Source organism: Streptomyces cinerochromogenes (genome assembly GCF_014648635.1).
Classification (GTDB): Bacteria; Actinomycetota; Actinomycetes; order Streptomycetales; family Streptomycetaceae; genus Streptomyces; species Streptomyces cinerochromogenes.
In genome coordinates this window covers 144010-168285 of the sequence record NZ_BMRM01000018.1, presented here as the reverse complement: position 1 = coordinate 168285, position 24276 = coordinate 144010, and the positions used below count along the sequence as shown (strand labels likewise).

The following is a 24276-nucleotide window of genomic DNA, read 5'->3' as shown; positions in this document are numbered from 1 at the left end:
GCGGACTTCGTCCGCCTGCTCCGGTCTTCTGGCGTCCGTCATCGTCTCGACCGCCCTGTTCCACGCCTGGCGCGCTGTGGGAGCACACCCCTGCACGGCCCGGATACGGCTCGCCTCGTTGAAGAGGGGCAGGAGCGGAGACCTTGCCCCATCCTTCGGTGAACGACATGAGAATGTGCACCTCGATTTGACCTCCATCGTTCTTCACGGGCACGGCGGCTGGTAGGCGATGTCTCCGAGGTACTGCCGCCACTCCTTCTCCGTCAGAGTGTGTTTCGTGACAGCGCAGATGCGTCTGATGGCCCGGTCGGGATTCAGCTCCCACAGCCGGGCCGTACCGTCTTCGCTGCCCGTAGCGAGGAAACGCCCGTCGGCGCTGAAGGCAACGGCGGACACGGGCTTGGAGTGCTCCCTGAGCGGATTCCCAAGGAGCGTGGGCCTCGCTCCTCGGGATGTCCCAGAGCCGGAGATCCTCGTCATCGCCAGCGGTGGCGAGGGTGTGCCCGTCGGGGCCGAACGCCACTCCTCCGAAGGAGTTTGCACCGTCGTCGATGAGCAGGCCGAGACCGGTGCGGCGGTTGGCGAGCTTTCTGGGGTGGATGGGATTTCTGGTGTCCCAGAAGGATCCCTCGTCGTAGTTCGTACCGGCGAGGACGCGTCCGTCGGAGCTGAAAGCCACGTCGGTGAAGTCGCCCGTGGTGCTGGTGAGTGGCTTGCCGAGCCGCTTGGGGCGCATGGGGTCCCTGGTGTCCCACCGGTAGATCTCGCTCTGCTCGACGGCAGCTGCGAGCGTATGCCCGTCGGGGCTGAAGGTCACCGACGGGATCCAGTTTCCCCCCACGCGTAGGGGAGGACCGAGCTGCTTGGGGTGGCCGGGGTCGCTGGTGTCCCACAGCCATATCCTGCCGCTGCCGGCCGTGGCGAGGACTCGGCCGCGCGGCGCGAACGCTGCGGTGACTCCGAACATGTGGGCACCGAGGCGCCGCGGGTGTGCGCGGTCACTGACGTCCCACAGCGAGACCCCACGGGTGCTGACATCGAAGATGTCGGAGGAGTCGCTCGCTGTGACCAGAGTGGTTCCGTCAGGGCTCAGGGAGACCGCGTCGACGGGGTCTCCGTGGCCCGTCATGAAGGTGGGGGGAAGAGTCCACACGCGGACCGTGTCAGCGGCGGCGATCAGGGTACGTCCGTCGGGACCGAAATCCAGGGAGCCGACCTCGGCCTGGCCGAGAGGCTGGCCGACGGCGACAGGGCCGTCCTCGCTCGTGACGTTCCACAGGTGGACGGTATTCTCCTGCGCGGTGGCGAGGACGTATCCGTCGGGGCTGAAGGTCATCGTTGAGATGTCGTCGTGGGGTATCTGGAAAGGACTGCCGAGGCGCTCGGGGTGTTCTGGCCGGGTGATGTCCCACATCTGGATGCTGCCGCTGAATTCCTCGCTGACGACGCTTGAGGCGGCCAGCACATGCCCACGCGGGCTGAATGCCACATTTCGGCCGGGTAATGACTTGCTGATGCGCGTGACATGGGCCGGTCCGTTGACGTCCCACAGCTGAACTCTCTCCCCTTCGGAGTCCGCGATGGCCAGGGAGTGCCCTGTGGGACTGAACGCCGCCTCGTCACCCGGCAAGGGGCTGCCACGGCGGGGGTGGGCCGGCCGGCTGGTGTCCCACAGCTGGACTTGTGCGTCCGCGTCGTCGCCGACGTTGGCGGTGATGGCCAGTGTCCGCCCGTCGGCGCTGAAGGCGAGCGCGCTGACGTCGCCGACGGTGATAGGGGCGCTGAGCGCGGTAGGGTCGGCCGGATGTGTGACGTCCCACAGGCGGAGCACGTCCTTGGTGCTCCTGCCCTTGCCGTCAACGACGACGGCGAGTACATGTCCTCGCGCGCTGAACGCCATCAGGTCGCCGCCGATGTGACGGCCGATGCGCTTGGGCGCGGTGGGGACGGTGGCATCCCACAGTTGGATCGTGTCGTCGCTCGCCTTGGTGGCGAGGGTGTGCCCGTCCGGGCTCAGCGCGGCCGTCTGTGCCTGGTACGGACTCGGCTTGGTGATGTCGGAGAACAGCGGAGTCGCCGTGGCGTTCACCAGATCCGTATAGGCCTGCGGCGACGGGTGCATGCGATATGCGGCGATGTCCAATTGGGCTGCAACGGACACGTTCTGGTTCTTGTACGACGTGTCCGCGCCGCGTAACTCGGCGGCCTCAGCGGTGAGTTGCCGGGACACGGCGATGTCCCGTTGACTCCGAGCCGTGGAGCGTTGGTCGAAGGCCGTGACAGCGGCTACGGAGGCGAGCAGTACCAGGGCGGCCAGGGCGGCGCTGAGGGCACGCAGCCGCCGGGTGGTACGGGTGGCCGCTCGCTGTTCCTGGCGGTGTGCGTCCAGGCTCGCCGCCAGAAAGGCCCTTTCCAGGGCGGTCAGTTCGCCGGGGTCGGTGAAGGCTTCCGCCGCCACCGCGAGGCGTGTGCCGCGGTAGAGCGCGCCGGGGTCGCGGCTGAGGCTGTGCCAGGCCTGTGCGGCTTCGGTGAGTTGACGGTGCAGGCGCAGGCGCTCACGGGCTTCGTCGATCCAATGCCGCAGTCGGGGCCACCCGGTGATGAGGGTTTCATGGGCGATATCGACCGTGTTCTCGTCGAGTGTGACCAGGCGCGCCCGAGCCAGACGGTTCAGGACGATCGCGGTGTCGGCGGAGTCACCGAAGCCGAACTCCTCGCGCTGGGCGGGCCGACGGGTGTCCGGGGCTCCGGCACCAGGGGTGATCAGCCGCAGCAGAATGCGGCGGGCAAGATCGGCCTGCGTCGGGGTGAGGCTCGCGTGGACGTCCTCGGCGGTGCGGGTGATGGCGCCGTGCAGGCCGCCGGCGGCCTCGTATGCCTCCCGGGTGAGGGCGCGGCCTTTGCGACGACGCCAGGTCTCCAGCAGTGCATGCGACATCAGCGGCAGGGCCCCGGGTTCTCCTTCGACCTCGTTGAGAATGCGCGTCGTCAGTCCCCGTTCCACGATCAGACCCGCGGTCTGTGCGGGTTTGACGATGGCCTGGCGCAGTTCGTCCCGGCTCATAGGGCCGACGAGCACGGTGCCGTCCTGCAGGGCGCCGGTCAGGGCAGGGTGTTCAGCGCACCGGCCGAGGAAGTCCGCTCGCACGGAGATGACGACGCGCAGTCTGTTCCCGGGATCGGTAGCGGCCAGGAGGCGGTCGATGAACTGGTCGCGCTCGTCCGGGTCGTGGCACAGGGTGTAGAGCTCTTCGAACTGGTCCACGACCAGCCACGTGTCGCCGTTTCCGTCCTTCGGTGCCAGCCGGTGTTCGTGGGTGCGCACAGGGTGCTCGCCAGGGGTGAGGACGCGCAGCGCGGCCGGCTGTCGGGTGGCGGGGTCCGAGACACGGAGGCGGGGGATGAGGCCGGCACGCAGCAGAGAGGACTTGCCGCTGCCCGACGGGCCGAACACCGCGGTGAACCGACGGGAACGGGTCAGCTCGAACAGGCGGTCGGTGAGCTCGTCGCGGCCGAAGAACAGGTCGGCGTCGCCCGGCTCGAAACGGGCCAGCCCCCTGTACGGAGGCCCAGCGTCCTCATCTCCGGCCCGGGGTTCCGCCGCTACTTCAGCGGCCGCCTGCCGCCAACGTCCCTCCCACTCCTCCGGATCACCGCCGCACGCCCTCACGTAGGCCAGCACGACGGGCAGGGTCGGCAACCGCTCGCCGCCGGCGGCCTGCGACAGGGTGCTGGTCCCCTGACCCGCGCGCTGTGCCATCACCCGTTAGGTCGGGCTTCCGGCCTCCGTCCGGAGTTTGCGTAGCTCAGCCGCGAACCGCGCCACCGGCCCGGTGCTGGGATCGAGTGGGCTCTCAGGACGTCCCGCCATCGGCAGCTCACCCCTCCAGCCGCCCGCTTCCCCCGTGGACGCGGCGCGAGGCCGGACAAGGTACGCAACCTCGTGGCAGGAACGCAATCCGTAGGCGTCTGCTTTGGCCACCGCCGCAACGCCGTGCCCGCGACCTGCAGCGAGTCCATTGTTCAGGGCGGCGAAACCGGCTGCCCATTCAATCCCCGGCCCGCTGAACTCGATGACGAAAGGCCTCGTAGCGAGCAGCTCGGCGCCGGCCCTGTTCGTCGCCGCGCAGGCTCAGGGCAATCGGAATCACGGCAAAGGAGCAGCACGGTGACTTCACGTACGACACGGGCCAAGCTGATCGCATGCTCGATCGGCGCATTGACCGCCGCAACCTTGGCGCTGAGCGCCTCCCCGGCCTCCGCAAGCGGTACCTACAGCGGTCAGCCCTACGTCTACGGCGCCGGTGCCTTCTCGAACGACTGGGACGACGAGGGCATCCTGTCGACGGACACCAACACCGCCTCCAACGCCACCTGCCTGTGGCAGAAGATCCTGTGGGCGGACGGCAACCTCACCTCCGCCTCGGACATCGACGGCGTCTTCGGCTCCCAGACCAAGGCCGCCACCAAGGCGTGGCAGAGTGACTGGGAGGCCGGCCCCGACGGGGTAGTCGGAAAGGAGACCTTCGGGAAGGCGGGCGACTGGCTGCGGGACACGGACGGCGACGGAGCCGTCGACACGTACATCGGCACCGACCATGCGATCAGCGTCACCCGAGACGACCAAGGCCGGTATCACTTCTACGACGGGGACGGCAACGGACGGATCGCCGGCTACGACTACCGGACCTGCAGCTGAACCCCGCGCACCTTCCTCGTGCGGCCTCACGGTCGCACGAGGGTGACAGGCCGGCATATGCCGCTCTGAGCCTCGCTCGCCGGTGCGAAGGACATCGCGAGCCGGGCGACGAGTTCCTCTCCGCCAGACCGCACGACGCGCGGCCGATGTCTTACGGGGGTATGCATCGGCCGCGCCGCGGTTCTCCTGCCGTTCACGGCCATCCACGAAAGGCGTCCAACCGTGCATGCGCGTACAGACCCTGACCCGGCACTGAACTTCGAGGAGTACGTCCGTACGCGGCAGGACACACTGCTGCGCAAGGCCCGCCGCCTGGTGCCCGACCCGTTCGCCGCTCAGGATCTACTCCAGACCGCGTTATTGCGAACGTGTGGTCGCTGGGGTGGCATAGCGGACAAGCAGCTCGCGGACGCCTATGTTCGCCGCGTCATGATCAACACCCGGACGGAGTGGTGGCGGGCACGGAAAGTGCAGGAGCTCCCCATCGAGCAGTTGTCGGACGCGCCCGTCGAGGACTGCACCGAACAGTACGCCGATCGCATGCTGCTGATGGACATCATCAAGAGGCTGACGCCGCAACAGCGCAGCGTCGTGATGCTCCGACACTGGGAGCAGATGTCTACCGACGAGACGGCCACCGCCCTCGGCATAGCGCCCGGAACCGTCAAGAGCACACTGCACCGGGCGCTCGCCCAGCTCCGCCAGGAGCTGCAGCACGGCGACCCCGACTTGGCTTGAACACCTGCAAACGATGAAGCTGCTCAACTCCTTCTGAGACGGATCACTCGGTAGTCCAGTCGGCACTACTGAGGTTGAACTCGTGGTGTCGTAGAGGCTGATGGCTCGTCCTCCGTGCGGTTTCACCGGAGCATGCGGTATCCACAAGGAGGCGGGCTGACTGCCGAACGGCAGCAGTTCCGCGAGGAGTTACGGCTCGAGGCGGCCGAGCGGTTCGCCCAGGGCGAGGCGAGTTCGGTCATCGCCAGGGCCCTGCGCATCAACGTCCGCTCGGTACAACGGTGGCGGCAGAAGTGGGAGGAGGGCGGTCCGCGGGCCCTGCGGTCGCAGGGGCCGGCATCGCTGCCGAGGCTGAGCCAGGAGCAGTTCGCGCAGCTGGACCTCGTGCAGCGCATCCGGCGCGGCCTACGGCACATCCAGTACCGCAGCGAACTCATAGACGGCTGCCTCGCCGAGACCGGCCTGGCAATCAGACCCACCTGAGTGACCCAGCCACATCACAAGTTCAACCTCAGTCATGCAGGGCGGCCGCGAGTGCCTCGGCCAGGGTCACGGGCGGGCGGCCGATCAGGCGGCGCAAGTCGCCAGAATCGGTGTACATCTCACCGCGGTTCATGCCGCGGTCAGCGTCGGCGAGGACCTCCGCCAGCTCGGCGGGTAGGCCCGCGGCGGCCAGTGCCTGGGCGAAGTCGGCCACCGGGAGGTCAGCGTAGGTAACCTGCATTCCGGCTGCAGCGGAGATCGCGGCGGCGAGCTCAGTCAGGGTGAAGGATTCGTCGCCGCCGAGCTCGTACACGGCGCCGGTGTGGCCTTCGGTGGTGAGGACGACCGCTGCGGCCTCGGCGTAGTCGGCGCGGGACGCGGCGCTGATCCGCCCCTCGCCTGCGGCGCCGAGGACGGCGCCGTTCTGCAGGATCTGCGGCAGTTGGCTGGTGTAGTTCTCCAGGTACCAGCCGTTGCGCAGCAGCACGCTGGGGATTCCGCGGTCCCGCAGATACTTCTCCGTCTCGCCGTGCGTGGCGCCGATGATGGTGGTGGCCGTGTCCGCGTGCGTCGTGCTCGTGTACGCCACCAGCGACACGCCTGCGGACGCTGCGGCGTCGATCACGCGGCGGTGGTTGGCGACCCGCTCGCCCACGGGGACCGAGGCCGAGATCAGCAGCAGCCTGTCCGCCCCCGCGAATGCCTCGGCCAGGCCGTCGGTGTCCGCGAAGTCGGCGCGGCGTACCGTGATGCCTCGGTCGGCCAAATCCTTGATCCCGGCGATGTCCCGGCCGGTCGCGATGATGTCCGCGGCCGGGATCCCGCGCCGCAGCAGTGCCTCTACGGTGAGCCTGCCCAGCTGGCCGGTGGCTCCGGTGACGACGATCGGCATGGTGGTCATTCCTTCCTTCCGGGCGTGCCTCGCACGCCTGCCGCGGTCCGTCCGCGGCGGGATGGAAAACAGAATGACCTGGACACTCTCTGTTGGGGAGTAGCCACTTATTGGTAGGGTACTTACCGGAGCGAAAGCATTGAGGTGAGCCGTATGGCTGCTGTCGAGAACGTGACCGGGTCCATACCGTCATTCGATCCGTACGAGCGCGGCTGCCCGTCGCGGGACCTGCTTGACCAGATCGGCAGCAAGTGGGCGGTCCTCGTGCTGGGCGAACTCGGCCGGAACGGGACCTCCCGGTTCGGCCAGCTCCGGCAGGCGCTGGCGGGCGTGAGCGAGAAGATGCTCACCCAGACGCTGCGCACCCTCGAACGCGACGGGCTGGTCAGCCGGACCGTCTACCCAGAGGTGCCGCCGCACGTGGAGTATGAGCTGACCGCGCTCGGCCAGACGCTGCGGGAACCGCTGAAGGCGCTCACGGAGTGGTCCGTGCTGCACATCGGAGAAGTCATCACCGCCCGCGAAGAGTATGACGACCGCACTGAGCACAGCAGGTAATCGGCGGCGGCCGGCGGTCTGGTCATAGACGGCTGCCTCGCCGAGACCGGCCCGACAATCAGACTCACCTGAGCAACCCGGCGACATCGCGAGTTCAACCTCAGTAACGCCCCGACGCCATCCTCTCGACCGAGACGGCACCGGCTCTGTGACAGTCCCACTGTTCCTAAGTGGTCGGCTCCGGAAGTCCTTCGGGGGTTGACGCCCAGGGCCGGGTGGTGCGTGTCGCATCGTTGGACGTCCAGGGCGGCGGGGCGACGGCTGTCTCGGCTGCCTGCGGAAGGGGGGCTCTGGAGACCCAGGTTGTTCGGGGCCTGGTTGGCCCGAAGGTCGGTGGCGAAGCTGTGGTCATGACCGACAGCAACAACGATGTGACCGGCTTCCACAACCGGGTCGTCCTGATCACCGGCGGAACCAGCGGGATGGGCTTGGCCACCGCGCGTCTGCTCCTGGAAGCCGGCGCCGATACCGTCATCACCGGCCGCGACGATGCCCGCCTCGACCGCGCGGCCGAACAACTGGACAAGGTGTCCGACCAGGGTGCCCGGCTGTTCACGGTCCGGGCCGACTCCGCCAGCCTCACGGATCTCGACCGCTTGGCCGCCCTGATCCGTGAACGCCACGGACGCCTGGACGGGGTGTTCGCCAATGCCGGGGTCGGAGTGTTCCAGCGCAGTGGCGAGGTCACTGAGCAGGACTTCGACCTCAGCGTCGACGTCAACTTCAAGGGGGTGTTCTTCACGGTTCAGAAGGTTCTGCCGCTGCTGGAGGCGGCGGGTGGCGGTTCCATCGTGATCAATGCCTCGTGGACCCTGCACCGGGGCCTGGCCGTCGCACCGGTGTACGCGGCCACCAAGGCCGCCGTCCACAATCTGGCCCGCACGCTGGGCAGTGATCTCGCCGGGCGCGGTATCCGGGTCAATTCGATCAGCCCGGGTTACATCGTGACCGAGATGTTCGATGCCGCCAACCCGGACCCTGCCTCGCACGACGCCATCCGCTCCCAGGTGCCCCTGGGGCGGCTGGGCCAGGCCCAGGACATCGCCGAGACCGTGGCCTTCCTCCTCTCCCCGCGGTCGTCGTACATCACCGCCCAGGACATCGCCGTCGACGGGGGCCTGGTGACCGCCATCCCCGCCTCCTGACGGCGGGTGGTGGCTGCCTGGCCCCGGCAGGGCCAGGCAGCCACCCATAACGACCGGCCACAATCGTCGTATGAGCACAGCGATCAACCTGGGCGAGTTCCTCCGCACCCGCCGCTCCCTCCTGCATCCCGAGGACGTTGCCCTGCCGGACTTCGGCGGCCAGCGCCGGGTCGCGGGCCTGCGCCGCGAGGAGATCGCGCAGCTCGCCGGAGTGAGCGTCGACTACTACACCCGGATGGAACAGGGCCGCGTGCCCAACCCCTCGGGCGCGGTTCTCGACGCCCTCGCCCGCGCCCTGCGGCTGGATGGGGATGCCCGGCGGCACCTGCACCGCCTTGCCCGACCTCAGTCCGCCGCCCGGCACGCTCCCCGGCGCCAGGCCCGGCCGCAACGCGTGCGACCCATGCTCCAGCGGTTGCTGGACGATCTGGTGGACATGCCGGCGATGGTGATGGGCCGGCGCATGGACATACTGGCCTGGAACACGGCAGCGGTCGCCCTCTTCGGCGACTACGCGGCCCTGGACCGAACCGAGCGCAACATCGCCCGGATCACTTTCCTCGACGAGACGTCCCGGGAACTATATGCGGACTGGACCTCGTGCGCCCGCGAGAACGTCGCCTACCTCCACCTGGACGCGGGACGGCACCCCGAGGACCCCCAGTTGGCGAGCCTGATCGGCGAACTGTCGATGAAGAGCGAGGACTTCCGTCGCTGGTGGGCTGAGCACCCGGTGCAGGACAAGACCTCGGGGACCAAGCGATTCCGTCATCCGGTGGTCGGCCAGCTGGAACTGGCCTACGAGACCCTGCGCGCAGCGGACGACCCTGATCAGGCCCTGATCACGTATGCCGCCGAGCCGGGCAGCCCATCGCACGACGGCCTGCGGATGCTGCTGGCCTGGGCCACTGAGGCACCCGCCCCCTCCCCGATGCCGGACGACGACCGCGCTCGCTGACCTTCTGGGCAGTCCGCGCCTCACCGCCGGCGACCCACACCTGCGTCAGTCGCGCCATCGGTCAATGCCCCGACCAGCACATCGACGAATGGAGCACCGTAGACCGGCAGGCCAGGTCCCGGCCGATTCCGTGTGGCGTGGCGAGCCCCGCTCGCCGAGGCGAGTGCAGCACACGACGGGGTGGCGTGATCCACCTCTCCCGATCGGTCCGCCCGCCATGCCTGCTGCCCCGGCCTGCCCGGCAGTCGCGACCGCCACCGAGGGCAAGCGGTTCATGACCGCCCTGGGGTCGATCACAAGGCATAGAGCCCGAGCACCCAGCAGCAGCGCCCTTCCTTGGTCCGGGGGCGCTGTTGTTCGTGCTGCTAGACCTCGGCGCCGCGATTGGGGTGCAAGTGCGGTGTACCCGCACCGCTGGTGGCGGTACGGGCTCATAGCGGGTCAGCGCTCGGGGAAGCCGTCCGGCATTCCTTCCAGCTCCGCGATGACCAGAGCTTCGACGGTCGCCGAGTAGGTGATGTTGTACGCCCTGCTGCCTTCATAGGCGGGTGAGGGCCGCAAGTAGACGCTGAGTGTCACTTCGCCGTCCTGATGGCCGTGCTGGTTGACGTCCACACTTACCTGTTGGCGACCAAACCAGAATTCGTCGCCCGCGCCCGCGGTGCTGTGAGCCACCAGATCGAACGATTTGATGGCCACGTCAACGGCGCGGTTTCCCTTGTAGTCCCGGCGAATGCGTGCGTCCTCGAAGTAGAACTTCTCCCTCCTTTCTGCAGGCTTCCCGATGCGAACGTCGTCGAGATCGAAGCGAATTACTCGGAATGCGAGTGCCATGTAGCCCTCCATCAGGGACGGCAGCGCCGACCCCGTAAGGCAGTGGTCCCCCGCCGGGACGATGCACAGCGCGGGGGCTGGTCGTGATCATCTTTTGGCATGCTCGCGCACTGCGCTATTCATGTACGGCCAGATGCCACCCGCCTGGGGTGCTGGCATACCGCCGCGTACCGCATCCCCTCCAGCCGCTCCTTGGGGCGTCAGCGACGGCGAGCGGGATCGCGGGGCCGCAGGGCATCGAGGGCCTGCCCCGGCTGACCAGGCCGGTGGCGGCGACCGCCGCTCCTCGTCGGCGATCCACCTGTCGATCTGCCGCGGTCGCCTGCTGGACCACAGCGCGGCGTGGGAAGTGGAGCAGGTCAAGACGGGACGACTAATGATCGTTCACGGGTTCGATTCCAGGTCGAGTGCGGGGCACTTCCCCGCTCACCCCTGTCTCCTGGCTGGCACGGGAGCGTGCTTGGTGTCGGCGGCTCCCTGTGGGGACCAGTGCAGGCGGTGGGCGATGTGACGGGCCGGCGCAAGCAGGGCTGCGAACAGTCGTAGGGTCTCGTTGCAGGTCAGCGGGCTGAGCTCGGGGTTCACGGTGGTCGTGGCCCGTTCAGTGGCGGCGGTTGCGCGGGCCGAACCGCATGTACTTGTCGATCTTCGCGGTGAGGGCCTGGGCGGACTCGAGGCAATTGTCGATCTCCACGAACGACGGCGGCACCCCGTCCTCGGGCGCGGTGATGACGATGTCCGCCTGGGCGCCTCCCTTGCCAGGCTTGGATCACACAGGCGAGCCGGCCGATGTCCGCGCCGCCGCGCAGAAGCTGGGACAGGTCCGGCTTCGGGCGCAGCAGGGCGAGTACGGCTTCGTTGACGGTCTACGGGTGCAAGGCACCGGCGCGCCCGGCGCCGCGGGCCGGGTCGTCCATCTCCCCCGCCAGCCGGTCGAGCTCGCGAGCGGCGGCCTTCAGGCCCATGGGCGTCAGGTTGCGCAGCGTGTCCCCCGCCCGGGAGCTGCCCGCCGTTCTCCGCCAGACCGTGCTTGCGCACATCGGACAGCGCGCCGTTGTGGGAGGCGGTGCGGGCCTGCTTCCGCTTCGACGGGGTCGGCTTGTCGGTGTGCCGGTAGCTCAGGTGCGGGGCTGAAATCTGCTGGATCTGTTCGACCGTCGCAGCCTTCAGCACCCCGAGCACGCGCAGCACGTCACCACGCAGGTTGTTCGACGACCCCGCCGGGTTCTCCTCACGCTTGACCACCATCAACTGCGGTCCCCCCTGTCGTCTGGCGCCGCTGGGACCGTGTCCCCCGGCGTGACCCTGCTCGGCGACGCGGCCCACCCGATGTTCCGCTTCGGCGGCGGGGGCGCCGACCTGGCGAGGCGAGCTCGCCGGGGCCGTCGCCGCCCGCTCGGGCGGCCCGGGGGCGGCCCTCGCCGCGTACGGGGAGGCGCTCTTCGGGCGCAGCGAGGTGTCCGCCGCCGAGTCCGCCGTCAGCCTGGAGACGTCGTTCGGCGAGAAGGGGCTGGAGCGGGTGATCGAGTTCTTCACGTTCGGGGGGCGGTGCGTGTCGGCGGCTCCGCCCCCGGCCGACGGTGACGGCCCGGGCGCCGGCGGCCTCACGTGACCGTGTCGAGGCGCGTGATCTGCTCGGCCGCAGTCCGTTCGATCGCGGCGGCGAGGTCCTTCGCCTGCTCGGCGCTCCCCGACGTGCGTTCGCTCGCACACAGCATGCGGACCTGCACGAGGTGGGCCCGCATGCTCTCGGTGAGGAGGCGGTCGAAGTTCTCCCCGGACACGGTCTTCGCCCTGCGCACCGTGTCGAGGCTGACCATGCCGGGCATGTTGTGGCCCTCGTGGGGACGGGTGTCGGGCACGCCCGAGAGCCTCAACAGCTCTCGCAGATCGACGAGTTCGTCCTCGAGTCTCCTTCCCGCGTCCTTCACCCACCCGGCCAGGGCCGGGCGGCCGGCGTGTGCGGGCGCCAAGTCGGTGAGCAGCTCGGCCCGTTCGTCCATGGGGATCATCAGCTGGATCCACGCGGTGTCGGTGTCGTTGAAGGCGGCGGGCGCGGGCCGGTCGGCCGCCGGCTGCGGGGTGCAGTCGGCGACCGCCAGGCCCAGGAGCAGGGCGGCCGCCGTCCGCCGGGTCAGAACGTTCCGGCAGAGTTGCACTTGGCGCTCTGCACGATGCAGTCCTTCACACGCTGCCCCAGGGCCGCGGTGTCCCAGGCGTTGAAGAAGTCCCCGTGGATGGACGAGGCCATGCCCGATGCCAGGGAGAACCCGTCGGCGCTCCCGCTGGTCGGGTAGCTGATGACGAACGAGACCGACGGGATGGCGACCGGGTAGGCGCCGCTGCACTTGCCGTCGTAGGTGAAGGCGACGTGCGACTTGTGGTCCGGGCTGTCGAGGTGCTTGCCGTCCCAGCAGTCCGGGAACACCAGCTGGTACACCAGCTTGGCGGTCGGCGCGCACAGCGGCCAGTTGCCGTCGGTGCTGCGGCCGGTCTCGCCGCCCGGTCCGGCACACCAGAACTGGTTGGGCGAGCCGGCCGGGGTCGCCACCTGCAGCTTGGCGTTGCCGGCGATCATGCGGAAGCCCTGCGGGAACGGCACGGTCGCCGTGGGGTCGGGCAACCGCGACCCGTAGTAGACGATCATCCCGTCGGGCTCGACCGCCTTGCCGCGCTCGTAGAGCGTGGGGATCCAGTAGGCGGAGAGGTCCTTGGCGGGTGTGCAGCTCGTGCCCGTGTTGCCCAGCAGGCTCTGGGTCGTGGTGAAGGCGTCGGTGCTCTTGTTGCCGAAGAAGCTGTGCATGTGGGACGCGCCCGGCAGTCCGGGGGCGACGATCGGGTCGTCCGGCTTGGAGTGGCTGTAGGTGCAGGTGGCGTTGAACTCGGGGACGCGGACCGCGTCGGCGGGCACCGGCGCCGGGGTCATGGCCCGGAACTGGGTCAGCTGGGCCTGCCACTTGGCCTGGTCGACGTCGACCCAGCCCGGCGCGGGCTCGTCGCCGCCGCTGACGAACGAGAACCAGTTGATGTTGACGAAGTCGCCGGGCGTGGTGCTGCGCAGCACCGCGAACACGGTCTGGGGTCCGGTCGGGTGGGTGGTGACGTCGGCGCTGCGGGTCGCCCAGGTCTGCCAGCCCCCGGTGGGGCTGATCTGGACCACGGCGAGCAGGGGTCCGGTCAGGGAACCGGTGCGCAGCTCGACGGAACCGGTGCCCGTGGCGGAGGCCACGCGCGCCGACACCGTCAGACGGCCGGCCGCCCCGAGGTCGACCTGGTCGAACCGCATCCAGTCGCCGTCGGCGAGGTAGGCAGCGTTCTGCCCGCCGCCCATGTCCGCGGTCGGCTCCAGGGCGACGCCGGACTGTGCCGCGTAGGACTCGGCCTGGACGGTGATCGTGGCGGCCCGCGCGGCGGGGGCGCCGAGGGTGATGCCCAGGGCGGCGGCCAGGGCGATCGCCAGGGCACCGACCAAGACGGGATAGAGATATAAGGAGTATCTGCGCATGTCACTTCCTCGTCGGAGGGGGTGGGGCGTGGTGCGGCTGCGGTCCGGCCCGCGAACGGGGTGTCCGGGGCCGGACCTGGCAAGGGGGCCGGTGCCGGCTGCGCTACTGGTACACGCGTACGTAGTCGACGAGCATCCGGGACGGGAACGGCGTCGACGCGTCGGTCGGGCCGGGCCAGTCGCCGCCGACCGCGAGGTTGAGGATCATGTAGTGCGGGTGGTCGAAGATCCAGGGGCCCCGGGTGCGTTCCACCTGGTCCTTGTCCAGGGTCAACACGGTGCGGCCGTCGAGGCTGAAGACGATGCCCTTGCTGTTCCAGTCGGCGGCCCAGGTGTGGAAGTCGTCCGAGAGGTCGGCGCCCGACGGCAGCCGGTACGGCGAGCCGATCCCGCCGCCGCCGTTGTAGGCGGGGGCGTGCACGGTCGAGTAGGCCGTCTTCACGTCCTTGCCGAGGACCTCCATGATGTCGACCTCGCCGTTGTACGGCCATGGACGGCCGGTGAGGAAGTCGGCGCCCATCATCCAGAACGCGGGCCACAGCCCGTTGCCCTTGGGTACCTTGATGCGCGCCTCGACACGCCCGTAAGTGAACTGGAAGGTGGCACCGGTGTTCATGCGGGCCGAGGTGTACTGGCACGTGGTGCTGCCGGTCAGCGGGTCCGGCGGGCAGGCCCGGCCGGGGCTGGCCTCCTTGCGGGCCTCCATGACGAGGTGGCCGCCGCCGTCGAGCGCGGCGTTGTCGTGGTCGGTGTAGTACTGCAGTTCGCCGTTCTGCCCGGTGCCGGGGTCGGCCCGCCACTTCGCCGGGTCCGGCTTGCTGCCGGCGGCTCCGTCGAAGTCGTCGCTCCACACCAGCCGCGGCGGCTGCGCCGGGTCCGGCGGCAGCGGCGGCGCCGGGACGGGGGCGCCTCCGGTGCCGTACACCTGGAACTCCCACAGGGAGTAGCCGTAGGGGGTGGCGCGTTCGGTGCCGTACATCCGTACGTAGCGTCCCGTGCCGGAGACCGCCAGAGTCTGTTTGAAGCCGGTGCCGGACGTGGTCGAGTAGACGGGCGTCCAGTCGGTGCCGTTGGAGGAGACCTGGATCTGGAAGGACTTGGCGTAGGCCGGGTCCCACTGCAGGACGACCTTGCTGATCTGCGCGGTCGCGCCGAGGTCGACGGAGATCCAGCCGGGGTCGGTCCAGCCGGTGGTGGAGCTGGTCGCCCACCGCGAGGCAGGGTCGCGGTCGAAGGCCCGGGCGGGCGTGCACTCCCAGCAGTTCTGGTCGCTCTGGGAGGACGAGGCCGCACCCGTCTTCCCGTACGACAGCAGCGTGTCCCCTCCACCGCCGCCCGGGTCGCCGCCGGTGCCGTTGGTACCGAAGACCTGGAACTCCCAGAGGGAGAAGCCGTATCCGGTGCCGCGCTGGGTGCCGTACATGCGGACGTAGCGGCCGGTGGCCGAGAGGGTCAGGTTCTGGGTGCCGCCGGTGCCGTCCGTCGTCTCGTGGACGGTGGACCAGGTCTCGGCGTCGTCCGACACCTGGATGCGGAAGGCCTTGCCGTAGGCGGCCTCCCACTGGAGGGTCACGCGGCTGATGCGGGCCGGGGCCCCGAGGTCGACCCTGATCCACTGCGGGTCGGAGAAGGCGCTGGACCAGCGCGTCGCCGGGTTGCCGTCGACGGCTCCCGGCGCGCCGAACGGGTCCTCGGTGCTCGACGCGACGACGGGCCGGCCCTGCGACAGCAGGGTCTCGGCGGCGTGGGCCCGGGGCGCGGGCAGGGTGACGAGGGTGAGCAGGACGGCCGCGAGGACGGCGGGTAAGCCGATGCGGCGGAGCAGGGGATGCACGGGCGACTCCTCAGTGGGGGAAGGGTGAGGGAGCGCTCCCTGAAGGGTGAGAATGGGCCGGTCCCCATGGACTGTCAAGGCTTTGGGCAACAGGCCTGTAACGCCCCTGACGCACACGGCCCGGTCCGGGGAACGGTTTCTGAGATCCACTTCGGCGGTACGCACGCCACCCGTCGGCAGGCGGCCGGAAGGCATCAGTTGACGGCGGCTTCCCCCACCAGGGTGCGCAAAAGGGGCCGTTGACAGGCCGATCGGGCCGAGGCCATCCTGAAGGGAAAACGCTCCCTGGACTCGAGGACCGGGCACCGGTGATCGGAAGGCGATGAAACGACCCACGCTCGCGGTGGTCGCCGCCCGGGCCGGCGTGTCCAAGTCGAGCGTCTCCCGGGTCATCAACGGGGAGACCACCGTCGCGCCGGAGATCCGGGACGTCGTCATGCAGGCGGTGCGGGAACTCGGGTACGTGCCGAACGCCGCCGCCCGCAACCTCGTCACCCGCCGCACGGACGCCGTGGCCGTGGTCGTCTCCGACCCGCCCAAGGGCGTGGTGTCCGACGACCCGCTGTTCTCGACCGTGGTGCGCACCGTCAGCCGGGAGTTGGAGGCCGTCGGCAGACGCGTGGTGCTGATGCTCGCCGAGTCCGACGAGAGCCGGGCCCGAGTGGAGCGCTACGTGGCGGGGGGCCACGTGGACGGCGTGATGCTCGTGGCACTGCACGGCGCCGATCCCCTGCCGGCCGCGCTCGCCCGCATGGGCCTGCCCGTCGCATCCTTCAACCGCACCGCCGCGACGGATGTCCCGTACGTGGCGCTGGACAACGCGGGCGGCGCGGAGCTGGCCGTACGGCACCTGCTCGACCGGGGCAGACGCCGCATCGCCACCATCACCGGGCCGCTGGACCTGTACGAGTCCCGTGAACGGCTGGAGGGGTACCGGGCGACCCTGCGGGACACCGGGCGCCGCTCGATCGTCGCGCTGGGCGACTTCACCCGGGCGTCGGGCGCGGAGGCCATGCGGCAGCTGCTCGAAGACGACCCGGACCTCGACGCGGTGTTCGCGGCCAACGACCTCATGGCCATCGGGGCGTTGCGTGCCCTGCACCAGGCGGGCCGCCGGGTCCCCGACGACGTGGCCGTCGTCGGGTTCGACGACATCGAGGCCGCCGCCTACACCATGCCCGCGCTCACCTCGGTGCGCAGTTCCATGGCCGACCAGGCCACCGCGACGGTGCGTCTGCTGCTGGCGCTCATCAAGGGCGGCCCGAGGAAGCCGGTGATCATGCCGAACGATCTCGTGGTCCGCGAGTCGAGCTGAACGGACGACGGACGTTCGGGACCCCGCTGCTCTGCCGTGCGTGGTCCGGCGCCGTGCTGCGACGAGCACGGCGCCGGGCCGGAACGCGCACCCGCCGCGACTCAGCGCGTGGCGGTCGGTTTCACCAGCGGCCAGCGCAAGGTCCGCATCCGGCGCGACGAAGACGGGCGCATCGTCGGGGCCGACGGCGAGGATCAGGAGCAGGACGGCGCCGATGCCGCGGCCGAGTCCGCACTGCTGCACTTCTCCAGCCCGCGCGACGCCGCCACCATCGCGGCCTTCCTGCGCACACGGGTCTACCGGCTCGAATCCCTGGCCTGGCCCGGGTCCACGGTCGAGACCGACGGCCACAGCCCGCCATCGCCCTCGACTGCGCTCGTCCGCGACGAGCGCTTCGCCGAGCTCTTGGTCATGACCGCCTCCCACCACGCCGATCACCCGCCTCGACCTCGTGCACAGCCTGCTCACCGGGGAGCCGTGGCTGCCCGGGTCCCACTGCCACCACCCGCTGATCAGCCCCCTGCCTCCACGCCACCGGTCCGGAGAGATGCCCGCCGGCCGACGGGCACGCCCGCACTCTCTGGGTGCTGCCGGAGACGGCGGCCGAGATGGAGGGGCCGTTACCGTGCGCGGTGGTCCCCGTTCCCCCACGGAGCGGCGTCGCGGCGTCGCCCGCCGGCTCCTCAGGAGGCGGAGCAGGAAAAGGACGGGATGGGGATGTCCTCATACGGGGTAGGCGAGCGGGACGACGCGGGGTGGCCCGGCGCGCTGCTTGAAGGAGGGTCAATGCAATTCGACGACGATGCCGCTCTGGACACGTCCGAGGTCACGGACGGGCGGGGAGGTGCGCTGGGCGGGATCCCGGGCGGCGGGAAGACCATCGGCGGAGGACTGGTCGGGCTCGTGGTGCTGGTCGCGTCCGTGCTCCTGGGTGTCGACCCCGGCATGTTCGGCTCGGGCAGCAGCGACACGTCCTCGTCCGCCAAGCCAGCCGCGGACCTCGCGGCGGAGTGCCGGACCGGTGCCGACGCCAACCGCAAGGAGGAGTGCCGGATCGTCGCCATTGTCGACAGCGTGCAGGCATTCTGGAAGCAGACGGAGACAGCCACCGGCAAGCCCTACCAGCAGGCCCCCACGTTCCTGTTCACCGGCAGTGTGAACACCGGCTGCGGGAACGCGACTTCCGATGTCGGCCCCTTCTACTGCTCAGCCGATGACAGGGTCTATCTGGACCTCGGCTTCTTCGACGACCTGAGCAGCAAGTTCGGCGCCAAGGGTGGCCCGTTCGCCGAGGCCTACGTCATCGCGCACGAATACGGCCACCACTTCCAGGACCTCAGCGGATCGATCTCCCGTGGCAGCGGAAAGGGCCGGAACAGCGGCTCGGTGAAACTCGAGTTGCAGGCGGACTGCTACGCCGGAGTGTGGGCCCACCATGCCACCACCACGCCCGACCCCAAGAGCGGTAAGCCACTGATCACCGACTTGGCGAAGGACGACATCAACCGCGGGCTGGACGCGGCCGCCGCTGTCGGAGACGACCGTATCCAGCAGCGCTACCAGGGCAAGGTCACACCCGACACCTGGACCCACGGCTCCGCGAGCCAGCGCCAGCAATGGTTCTCCACCGGCTACCGCTCCGGCCGCGTCGCCAGCTGCAACACGTTCAGCTGACCACCGCACGTCGGCCGGCTGCCGGGAACCGTGAAGACTGGGCGTGTGGACGCGGGGCTCGTCGTGCGACATACGTACGTGGGTATACGTACGTCAGTTGCCCCTTTGGCGTACCCCAAGCGTACGTATCGCGTACACAGTGCGGGCCTGTACCGCTGCGGCCGCGCGGAGGCTGGGCGGGGCCACCGGTCAGACCGCTTCGGTCGACCCCGCTCCTGCTCCGAACGCGCTGATCGAGGTCCGGGTCACCGCGCCGCCGGAATGTCAGTTATTCCGCTGGCATCGCCTCCACAGGAGTAATCGATGATATTACTGAGCGGAATGTAGTAGTTTCCGAGGTTTCGATAGTGCTGGTCGGCAAATCTGCCATATCTGGCAAGTCGTGCATCGCTCGCCCGCATGGTCAGATCGACAACATTGCGCCACTCACCGATGTGAGCGGCATAAGTCGCTGTGTCCGTATCCGCCACTTGTGCCCGCAATGGCGTGGCCTGATTGCAAATTTCCTGGTTGCTCACGTCGGCCGACTCACCGGAGGAGAAAGTGTCGGCCAGCATGTAGCCGACGAAGGACAACAGTGCTGCCAGTACGACTGCGGACACCAGAAGAGAGGTGCGGGCCGCGCGTGTGTTGTTGATCGTCAGCGGGCCCAGGGAGATCTGACTCCTGCCCAACTTGTTTCCGCTTCCCAGAACCACGCTGTGCGCGATCGAGCTCGGCTGATGTGCCGGCGGGGGCCCGGCGACGGCTGCGGTCAGTTGGGCCCGGAAGGCGTCATCGCCTTCAAGCTCTCGTGCCAGGACCGACCGCAATGAATCGACGCTTGCGGGTTCTTGCGGGCTTTCGTCGACCTGCGCCAGGGCCGTGCGGCCTTCTGGAGAACGAATGAGTCTTCGACGAACAAGATCGACCACTATTGCCGCCGCGCCGCTCGCCATTCCGGTAGCAGCACTGTCGGATGCCTTGGTGACGATTTCCACGACAGTCGATAACAGACCGTCCGATTCCATGACGCCTCTCTTGATCTTGGGCGGGGTAGCAAACCCCTTGCCTTCTCCTGGACCCGACGGCCAGTCAGGCGCAGGTCCCTGATGTTCACTTCGGCCCTCTGCCCTCCGATGGCCGAAACGTCATGTGCTAGGCAAAGACACCAGCAGGATCTTATCGTTGGCGGGCCGTCATGGAGCCTGCGTTTCAGTTCTTGTTCTACGTCTCGGGGCGGACGTACCAGGAGACGGGCGGGCAGGTCGAGTCGAGGGGAGCGACAGCGGAACGACGAGTGGTTCCGGGCTGGGGGGCTGCAGGAGGTCCGGCAGAGGATGTCGTTTACGTATGTTCGCCATACGTATTGGGACGGGCCGCCTCCGGTCCGGCGGCAGGCGACACGGGGCCGCTCACCGGCGAGGCGGTCCAGGTGGGCGCTGCGGGCACCCACAACACCCCGGCCAACCACCACCCCACACACCAACACCCGCCTCCAAGCGTTGTCCTTCAGGGTGGTTCAGGCGACGGAAGGGAGCTGCTCGGACGAGAAGTCCGCGTCGGACTCGTCGACTTGGGCTCTGGCCGCAGAGAGCAGTTCGGCGGCGTGCTCCGCGTCGTGCTGGCGCACGGCGCACTCCAGCCGCACCAGCAGCCGCGAGTATTCCAGCGGGGTGTACGCGGTGGCCGCCAGGCTCGCGTGACCTGCGGCGATGAGTCTGCGTGCGGAGCCGAGTACGGGAGGTTCGACGGCCGAGTCGGGGATGACCCTCGCATGGCGCATCGTCGGCAGGAGGGCGGCCACGCGCGCCTCGTCGCGCTCTGCCAGAGCCGGGTACAGGGACTCTCGCACCTGGTTCTGCCCTGCTGTGATGCTCTTCTCGAAAAACATCTGGTCCAGCCGGGCCAGCAGTGCCGCGCCCTGCCCGAGGACGGACGCGGCGGCCGCGTCGCGGATCTGAAGGATCGTTGCGATGTTCTCCTCCTTGAACGGTCCGTGGTGCCCCGTCTGCTGGTCCATGTACCGCAGAATCTGGGCGCCGCCGACCCCCACCCCGTCGGTGCCGGTGTACGTGGCGTCGGCGAGGTGGTGGAAACGGAAGCCGGCGGAGAAATAGGTGAGGAGACCGGCCTCGTGCGCGCGGTGCACCAGGGTGACCGCCTGCTCGAAGGTGAGCTGCTCGATGACACAGCGGCTGGGGTAGGTGTCGGCCGTACCGTCCCAGGTCACCTTGTCGAACCCGGCCTCGGCGACCAGCTCGATGCCGAGCAGCCCCACCTGGAAGCGGTCGCTGATGGTACGGGGACGTCCCCCATGGGACCGCTTCGTCGCGGGCCGGTCGTCAACGATGGGTGTGTTGAGGTTGAAGGCGGCGGACAGGGTCTGGGTGTGGCGGTTGCGCCGCACGTTCCCGGTGATGGCACGCATGAAGTCGATCGCCTCGGTGGCTGTCATCCGCTCCATGGCCAGCTTGCACTCGGTCAGGCCGTCCATGAACAGCGCGGAGCATGCGGCGGACACGGTGTGCACGGTCTTCAGCAGGGAGTCGGCGACATCGCCCTCGAACATGGGGCGGCCCACGTAGGAGGAGACCGGTGCCTGCGTGCCGGTGTGCAGGCGAACGCGGGAGATCGACCGCGGTGCCGGGATCCGGTAGGGCTCCACGGCCTCACGGTCCTGAGTGTTGCCCCGCTCGAGGTGCTCGATGTGCACGATCACCCCTCGGAGGTTCTCGCTGCGCCGTGTCGTACCGAGGAGGTGCCCTTCGCCGGGGTCGGTGATCGACATGTAGCTCTGGGTGTCTCGGAAGCCGGGGCTGCTCCAGGGGCGGACGGGCAGCGGCACTCGCTCCCCGTCCGAGGCCAGTGTGTAGGCGAGGTGTACGGCGAGGACCTCGTCCTCGCCGAGTGCCCTGCCGCGTTCGCGGGCCGAGACGAGACACCTGGCCACAGCGGTCAGATAGTCATCACTGTCCAGGTCCGTTTGCTCACGCCGGTGCGCGGACACCTGGTCGTGCCCCCGCGAGCGGACATGGACTTTCGCCGCGTCCTCGGTTGTGACGATGCGGAAATCTCCGTCGTCCGGCGGCTCGGTCCCGCTCGTCCCGTACTCGATGACGTACAGCCGGCGGAACTGCTCCTTCAGCGTGTCGATCCCTTGCTGCCGGTCCGCGACAATGGGCAGGATCGCTGCCATCCGATCGGCGAATTCACCTGCCTCAGTGGGGTAGTCCTCCAGCAGCCCCGCCACGAGTTCCTCGACTCGTGTACGCAGGCCCGCTACGCCGTCCGGCCCGCGCAGGGCGAACGGGCGGCGTTGTACGTAGCTCTCGTCGGTGCGGTGACGCGTGGTCAGGGCGGTGCGCTGCCAGGCACAGAGGTTGATCGCGTACTCCAGTACCGCTCGGCGCACCGCTCCGTGCGGGAAACGGCGGATGCGCCCTTCGTGGTGGGTGTGAACCTCACAGGGCATGGTTTTGTCCTTCCGAAAGGGGTATTCCGACGTGGTTCGGATTTCGGGCTCGACGGTCGGCGGATCGGTGCGCGGATGGCCGTCATCCCGGGGCATCCGGCGATGGCGGCAAGCACGAAAGATCCCTCAATGCGGGTTTCCGCCTGACCTACGGAGCGCATGTCCGACGAGCCCCGCGCATCAAGTAGGCCCCGTCGGCGCAACACAGTCACTCCCCGAGAACTCGGCACTTGACGAAAGCCACCAGCACGCGATATCGAATCCGCCCTGCCGACGTGCAGGAGTGCAAGGAGTGCAAGGCGGATCGCGCCTTGCTCACCCGGCTGCATGCCGAGCACCCCTGAAAAGCCCAGGTCACTGCGGGTGACGCCCAGGGAGGTGAGGAGCGGACGACCTGTCCGACATGGTCCGCTGGTCGATCAGTCCTGCTGTATCCCGCCTTCTCGCAAAAATGTTCCCCGTGCAGAGATGATCCGGCGGTATCTGCCCCGGTCCTGGTGAGAGCGGGGCCACCGCCCTGCGGACTGCGCGCCGGGGGGCGTCGGGAATAGCCTGGAGGAGAGCGGCACCGGCGCGGGACGGACCCTCCCGATGCTGTCCCTTCGCCCCGGGGGGACGCGAAACAGGGAGAGGAACCATGCCCTGGAATCTGAACGGCACGTACCTGGAAAGCTGCAACTGCGACGCCGTGTGCCCCTGCACCACCTCCGGCATGACCGCACCGGCCGACCACGAGCGCTGCCAGGTGACCCTGGTCTTCCACGTGGACGACGGAAACGTCGACGGCGTGAACGTGTCCGGCCGCAGCGTGGCTGTCTTCGCCGACGCGCCCCAGGTGATGGCCGACGGCGGCTGGCAGGTGGCGTTGTACGTCGACGCTTCGGCCGACGACGGCCAGGCGGAAGCGCTGGGCAGGGTCTTCTCCGGCCAGGCCGGCGGGCCGATGGCGGCGCTCGCACCGCTCATCGGCGAGGTCCTCGGCGTGGAGCGGACCCCCATCGACTACCGCGACGACGGCCGTCACCACGCCGTACGGATCGGTGACGCCATCGACATCGAGATCGAGGACCAGATCGCCCCGCAGTACGGCGACGACGGTCCTGTGATGGGTCTGACCGGCATGTTCCACCCGGCGAACAGCACTCTGACGATCGCCCGGTCCACCCGGGCGACGGGCAACGGTGTGTACGGCCGGTCCTGGGACTTCACCGGCGGCAACGGCCACTCGGCGCCCTTCGCATGGTCCGCGTGAGCGGTGGCCCGGCCATTGCCCGCCACCGGACGGCTCCCGCCGGGCTGCTGCTGGTCGCGGCGGCCGCCGCCTGGGTCTGGCTGGTGACGCGCTGGGGCGGCAGGGAGGCCATGCCCGGCACCATGGGCTTGAGTCCGCCCCTCTTCCTGGGCATGTGGACCCTGATGATCGCCGCGATGATGCTGCCCGCCACGGCGCCCGTCGCCGCCCTGTACGCACGCACCGTCACCGCGCACCGCGCCTCACGCATGGCCGTCTTCACGGCGACCTATGTGCTCGTCTGGGCCGCGGCGGGGCTGCCTGCGTACGCGCTGTCCGAAGGCCTGGGCCGGGCGGCGAGCCTTCCCCCACAGGCGGGGACCTGGGTGGCCGCGGCCGTGTTCGCGGTCAGCGGCGTCTACCAGCTCACCCCTCTCAAGGACCGCTGCCTGGCGAAATGCCGGTCCCCACTGGGGATGATGCTGCGCTACGCCTCGTATCCGGGACCCTCGCGCGATCTGCGTGCCGGTGCCCACCACGGGGTGTTCTGCTTGGGCTGCTGCTGGTCGTTGATGGCGCTGCTCGCGGTGTTCGGCGTCATGAACCTGTGGGCCATGGTGGTCCTGACCGCCGTGATCACCATCGAGAAGCTGGCTCCGGCCGGGCAGGTGCTGGCCCGGGGCGTGGGCATCGCCTCGATCGCCCTGGCCGTCGCCGTCTTCTGGGTCCCGGGCCTGGCCCCGGGCCTCACCGGCGATGGTACGGCCGGGATGTGATCATGTGCCCCTTCCTCGCGGTGACATGGCTGTCCTCGGGGAGCGCGTACAGCAGCCCTTCGACCGTGCCCGGCGGTGGCGTATCCACTCCCTGGTGCCGGATCGTGCCGCGAGCCGTGACCACGAAGCCGTACTCCTCACCGGGCCGGGCTCTCACCTGGGCCACCGGCGCCCCACCCC

General features: G+C 69.2%; 19 protein-coding genes and 4 pseudogenes. 12 read left to right on the top strand and 11 right to left on the bottom strand.

Going from position 1 to position 24276, the window contains the following annotated elements:
* Window positions 1-204 precede the first annotated feature (204 nt).
* Window positions 205-480, bottom strand: a complete 276-nt coding sequence (locus IEZ20_RS40000; RefSeq protein ID WP_229896347.1) for a WD40 repeat domain-containing protein — start codon at window positions 478-480, stop codon at window positions 205-207.
* A gap of 7 nt (window positions 481-487) precedes the next feature.
* Window positions 488-3760, bottom strand: a pseudogene (locus tag IEZ20_RS40805) (nSTAND1 domain-containing NTPase); the annotation flags it as partial.
* 408 nt (window positions 3761-4168) lie between these two features.
* Between IEZ20_RS40805 and IEZ20_RS30475 the strand changes: the two are divergent.
* The 3 genes and pseudogenes from IEZ20_RS30475 to IEZ20_RS40625 form a co-directional block, all read left to right on the top strand.
* Window positions 4169-4699, top strand: a complete 531-nt coding sequence (locus tag IEZ20_RS30475) for a peptidoglycan-binding domain-containing protein (protein WP_189304606.1) — start codon at window positions 4169-4171, stop codon at window positions 4697-4699.
* A gap of 222 nt (window positions 4700-4921) precedes the next feature.
* Window positions 4922-5437, top strand: coding sequence for a SigE family RNA polymerase sigma factor (locus IEZ20_RS30470; protein ID WP_229896335.1), 516 nt, complete (start codon window positions 4922-4924; stop codon window positions 5435-5437).
* A 132-nt stretch (window positions 5438-5569) separates the two neighbouring features.
* A pseudogene (locus tag IEZ20_RS40625) lies at window positions 5570-5818 on the top strand (helix-turn-helix domain-containing protein); the annotation flags it as partial.
* Window positions 5819-5948: 130 nt separating this feature from the next.
* Here the strand turns inward: IEZ20_RS40625 and IEZ20_RS30460 are convergent.
* Window positions 5949-6821, bottom strand: coding sequence for an SDR family oxidoreductase (locus IEZ20_RS30460; protein ID WP_189304602.1), 873 nt, complete (start codon window positions 6819-6821; stop codon window positions 5949-5951).
* 144 nt (window positions 6822-6965) lie between these two features.
* Between IEZ20_RS30460 and IEZ20_RS30455 the strand changes: the two genes are divergently transcribed.
* From IEZ20_RS30455 to IEZ20_RS30445, 3 genes are all read left to right on the top strand, one after another.
* On the top strand, window positions 6966-7370 hold the full coding sequence (locus IEZ20_RS30455; protein ID WP_189304600.1) for a winged helix-turn-helix transcriptional regulator: 405 nt from the start codon (window positions 6966-6968) through the stop codon (window positions 7368-7370).
* 170 nt (window positions 7371-7540) lie between these two features.
* Complete coding sequence (locus IEZ20_RS30450) at window positions 7541-8515, top strand: SDR family NAD(P)-dependent oxidoreductase (protein WP_229896334.1); 975 nt, start codon at window positions 7541-7543, stop codon at window positions 8513-8515.
* Between the two features lie 70 nt (window positions 8516-8585).
* Window positions 8586-9473, top strand: coding sequence for a helix-turn-helix transcriptional regulator (locus IEZ20_RS30445; RefSeq protein WP_189304598.1), 888 nt, complete (start codon window positions 8586-8588; stop codon window positions 9471-9473).
* A 441-nt stretch (window positions 9474-9914) separates the two neighbouring features.
* Here IEZ20_RS30445 and IEZ20_RS30440 read toward each other — a convergent pair whose 3' ends face one another.
* Together IEZ20_RS30440 and IEZ20_RS30435 are read right to left on the bottom strand one after the other, a co-directional pair.
* Window positions 9915-10307 (bottom strand): hypothetical protein, encoded by a 393-nt coding sequence (locus tag IEZ20_RS30440; RefSeq protein ID WP_189304596.1) that lies wholly within the window; start codon window positions 10305-10307, stop codon window positions 9915-9917.
* An 866-nt stretch (window positions 10308-11173) separates the two neighbouring features.
* Window positions 11174-11347: a hypothetical protein gene (locus IEZ20_RS30435; RefSeq protein WP_189304595.1), complete on the bottom strand. Its 174-nt coding sequence runs from the start codon at window positions 11345-11347 to the stop codon at window positions 11174-11176.
* Window positions 11348-11763: 416 nt separating this feature from the next.
* Between IEZ20_RS30435 and IEZ20_RS40795 the strand changes: the two genes are divergently transcribed.
* Window positions 11764-11919 carry a hypothetical protein gene (locus tag IEZ20_RS40795; protein WP_189304593.1) on the top strand — a complete coding sequence of 52 codons (156 nt, stop codon included), beginning with the start codon at window positions 11764-11766 and terminating at the stop codon, window positions 11917-11919.
* On the opposite strand, the gene IEZ20_RS30425 is transcribed toward IEZ20_RS40795, so the two are convergent.
* The 3 genes from IEZ20_RS30425 to IEZ20_RS30415 all read right to left on the bottom strand — a co-directional run bounded on the left by IEZ20_RS30425 (window position 11912) and on the right by IEZ20_RS30415 (window position 15646).
* The gene (locus IEZ20_RS30425; protein ID WP_189304592.1) at window positions 11912-12466 is read right to left on the bottom strand and encodes a DUF305 domain-containing protein; all 555 of its coding nucleotides are present in this window, start codon (window positions 12464-12466) and stop codon (window positions 11912-11914) included. The genes IEZ20_RS40795 and IEZ20_RS30425 overlap by 8 nt on opposite strands.
* Complete coding sequence (locus IEZ20_RS30420; RefSeq protein ID WP_229896333.1) at window positions 12442-13779, bottom strand: DUF1996 domain-containing protein; 1338 nt, start codon at window positions 13777-13779, stop codon at window positions 12442-12444. The genes IEZ20_RS30425 and IEZ20_RS30420 overlap by 25 nt, the downstream gene beginning before the upstream one ends.
* Window positions 13780-13915: 136 nt before the next feature.
* Window positions 13916-15646, bottom strand: a complete 1731-nt coding sequence (locus IEZ20_RS30415; protein ID WP_189304588.1) for a discoidin domain-containing protein — start codon at window positions 15644-15646, stop codon at window positions 13916-13918.
* Between the two features lie 322 nt (window positions 15647-15968).
* Between IEZ20_RS30415 and IEZ20_RS30410 the strand changes: the two genes are divergently transcribed.
* The 3 genes and pseudogenes from IEZ20_RS30410 (at window position 15969) to ypfJ (ending at window position 18635) form a co-directional block, all read left to right on the top strand.
* Window positions 15969-16961 (top strand): LacI family DNA-binding transcriptional regulator, encoded by a 993-nt coding sequence (locus IEZ20_RS30410; protein WP_189304586.1) that lies wholly within the window; start codon window positions 15969-15971, stop codon window positions 16959-16961.
* Window positions 16962-17081: 120 nt separating this feature from the next.
* Window positions 17082-17282: pseudogene (locus tag IEZ20_RS39990) on the top strand (hypothetical protein); the annotation flags it as partial.
* A gap of 465 nt (window positions 17283-17747) precedes the next feature.
* Window positions 17748-18635 carry a KPN_02809 family neutral zinc metallopeptidase gene (gene ypfJ / locus IEZ20_RS30405; protein WP_189304585.1) on the top strand — a complete coding sequence of 296 codons (888 nt, stop codon included), beginning with the start codon at window positions 17748-17750 and terminating at the stop codon, window positions 18633-18635.
* Window positions 18636-18880: 245 nt separating this feature from the next.
* Here ypfJ and IEZ20_RS30400 read toward each other — a convergent pair whose 3' ends face one another.
* Window positions 18881-19615, bottom strand: a complete 735-nt coding sequence (locus tag IEZ20_RS30400) for a hypothetical protein (RefSeq protein ID WP_189304584.1) — start codon at window positions 19613-19615, stop codon at window positions 18881-18883.
* A gap of 521 nt (window positions 19616-20136) precedes the next feature.
* Window positions 20137-22089, bottom strand: a complete 1953-nt coding sequence (locus IEZ20_RS30395; protein ID WP_189304582.1) for a cytochrome P450 family protein — start codon at window positions 22087-22089, stop codon at window positions 20137-20139.
* 637 nt (window positions 22090-22726) lie between these two features.
* Here IEZ20_RS30395 and IEZ20_RS30390 point away from each other — a divergent pair.
* The gene (locus IEZ20_RS30390) at window positions 22727-23341 is read left to right on the top strand and encodes a DUF1326 domain-containing protein (protein WP_189304580.1); all 615 of its coding nucleotides are present in this window, start codon (window positions 22727-22729) and stop codon (window positions 23339-23341) included.
* Window positions 23338-24096, top strand: a complete 759-nt coding sequence (locus IEZ20_RS30385) for a DUF2182 domain-containing protein (protein ID WP_229896332.1) — start codon at window positions 23338-23340, stop codon at window positions 24094-24096. Before IEZ20_RS30390 ends, IEZ20_RS30385 begins: the two co-directional genes overlap by 4 nt.
* 31 nt (window positions 24097-24127) lie before the next feature.
* On the opposite strand, the pseudogene IEZ20_RS39985 reads toward IEZ20_RS30385, so the two are convergent.
* A pseudogene (locus tag IEZ20_RS39985) lies at window positions 24128-24275 on the bottom strand (erythromycin esterase family protein); the annotation flags it as partial.
* Between the last annotated feature and the right edge of the window lies 1 nt (window position 24276).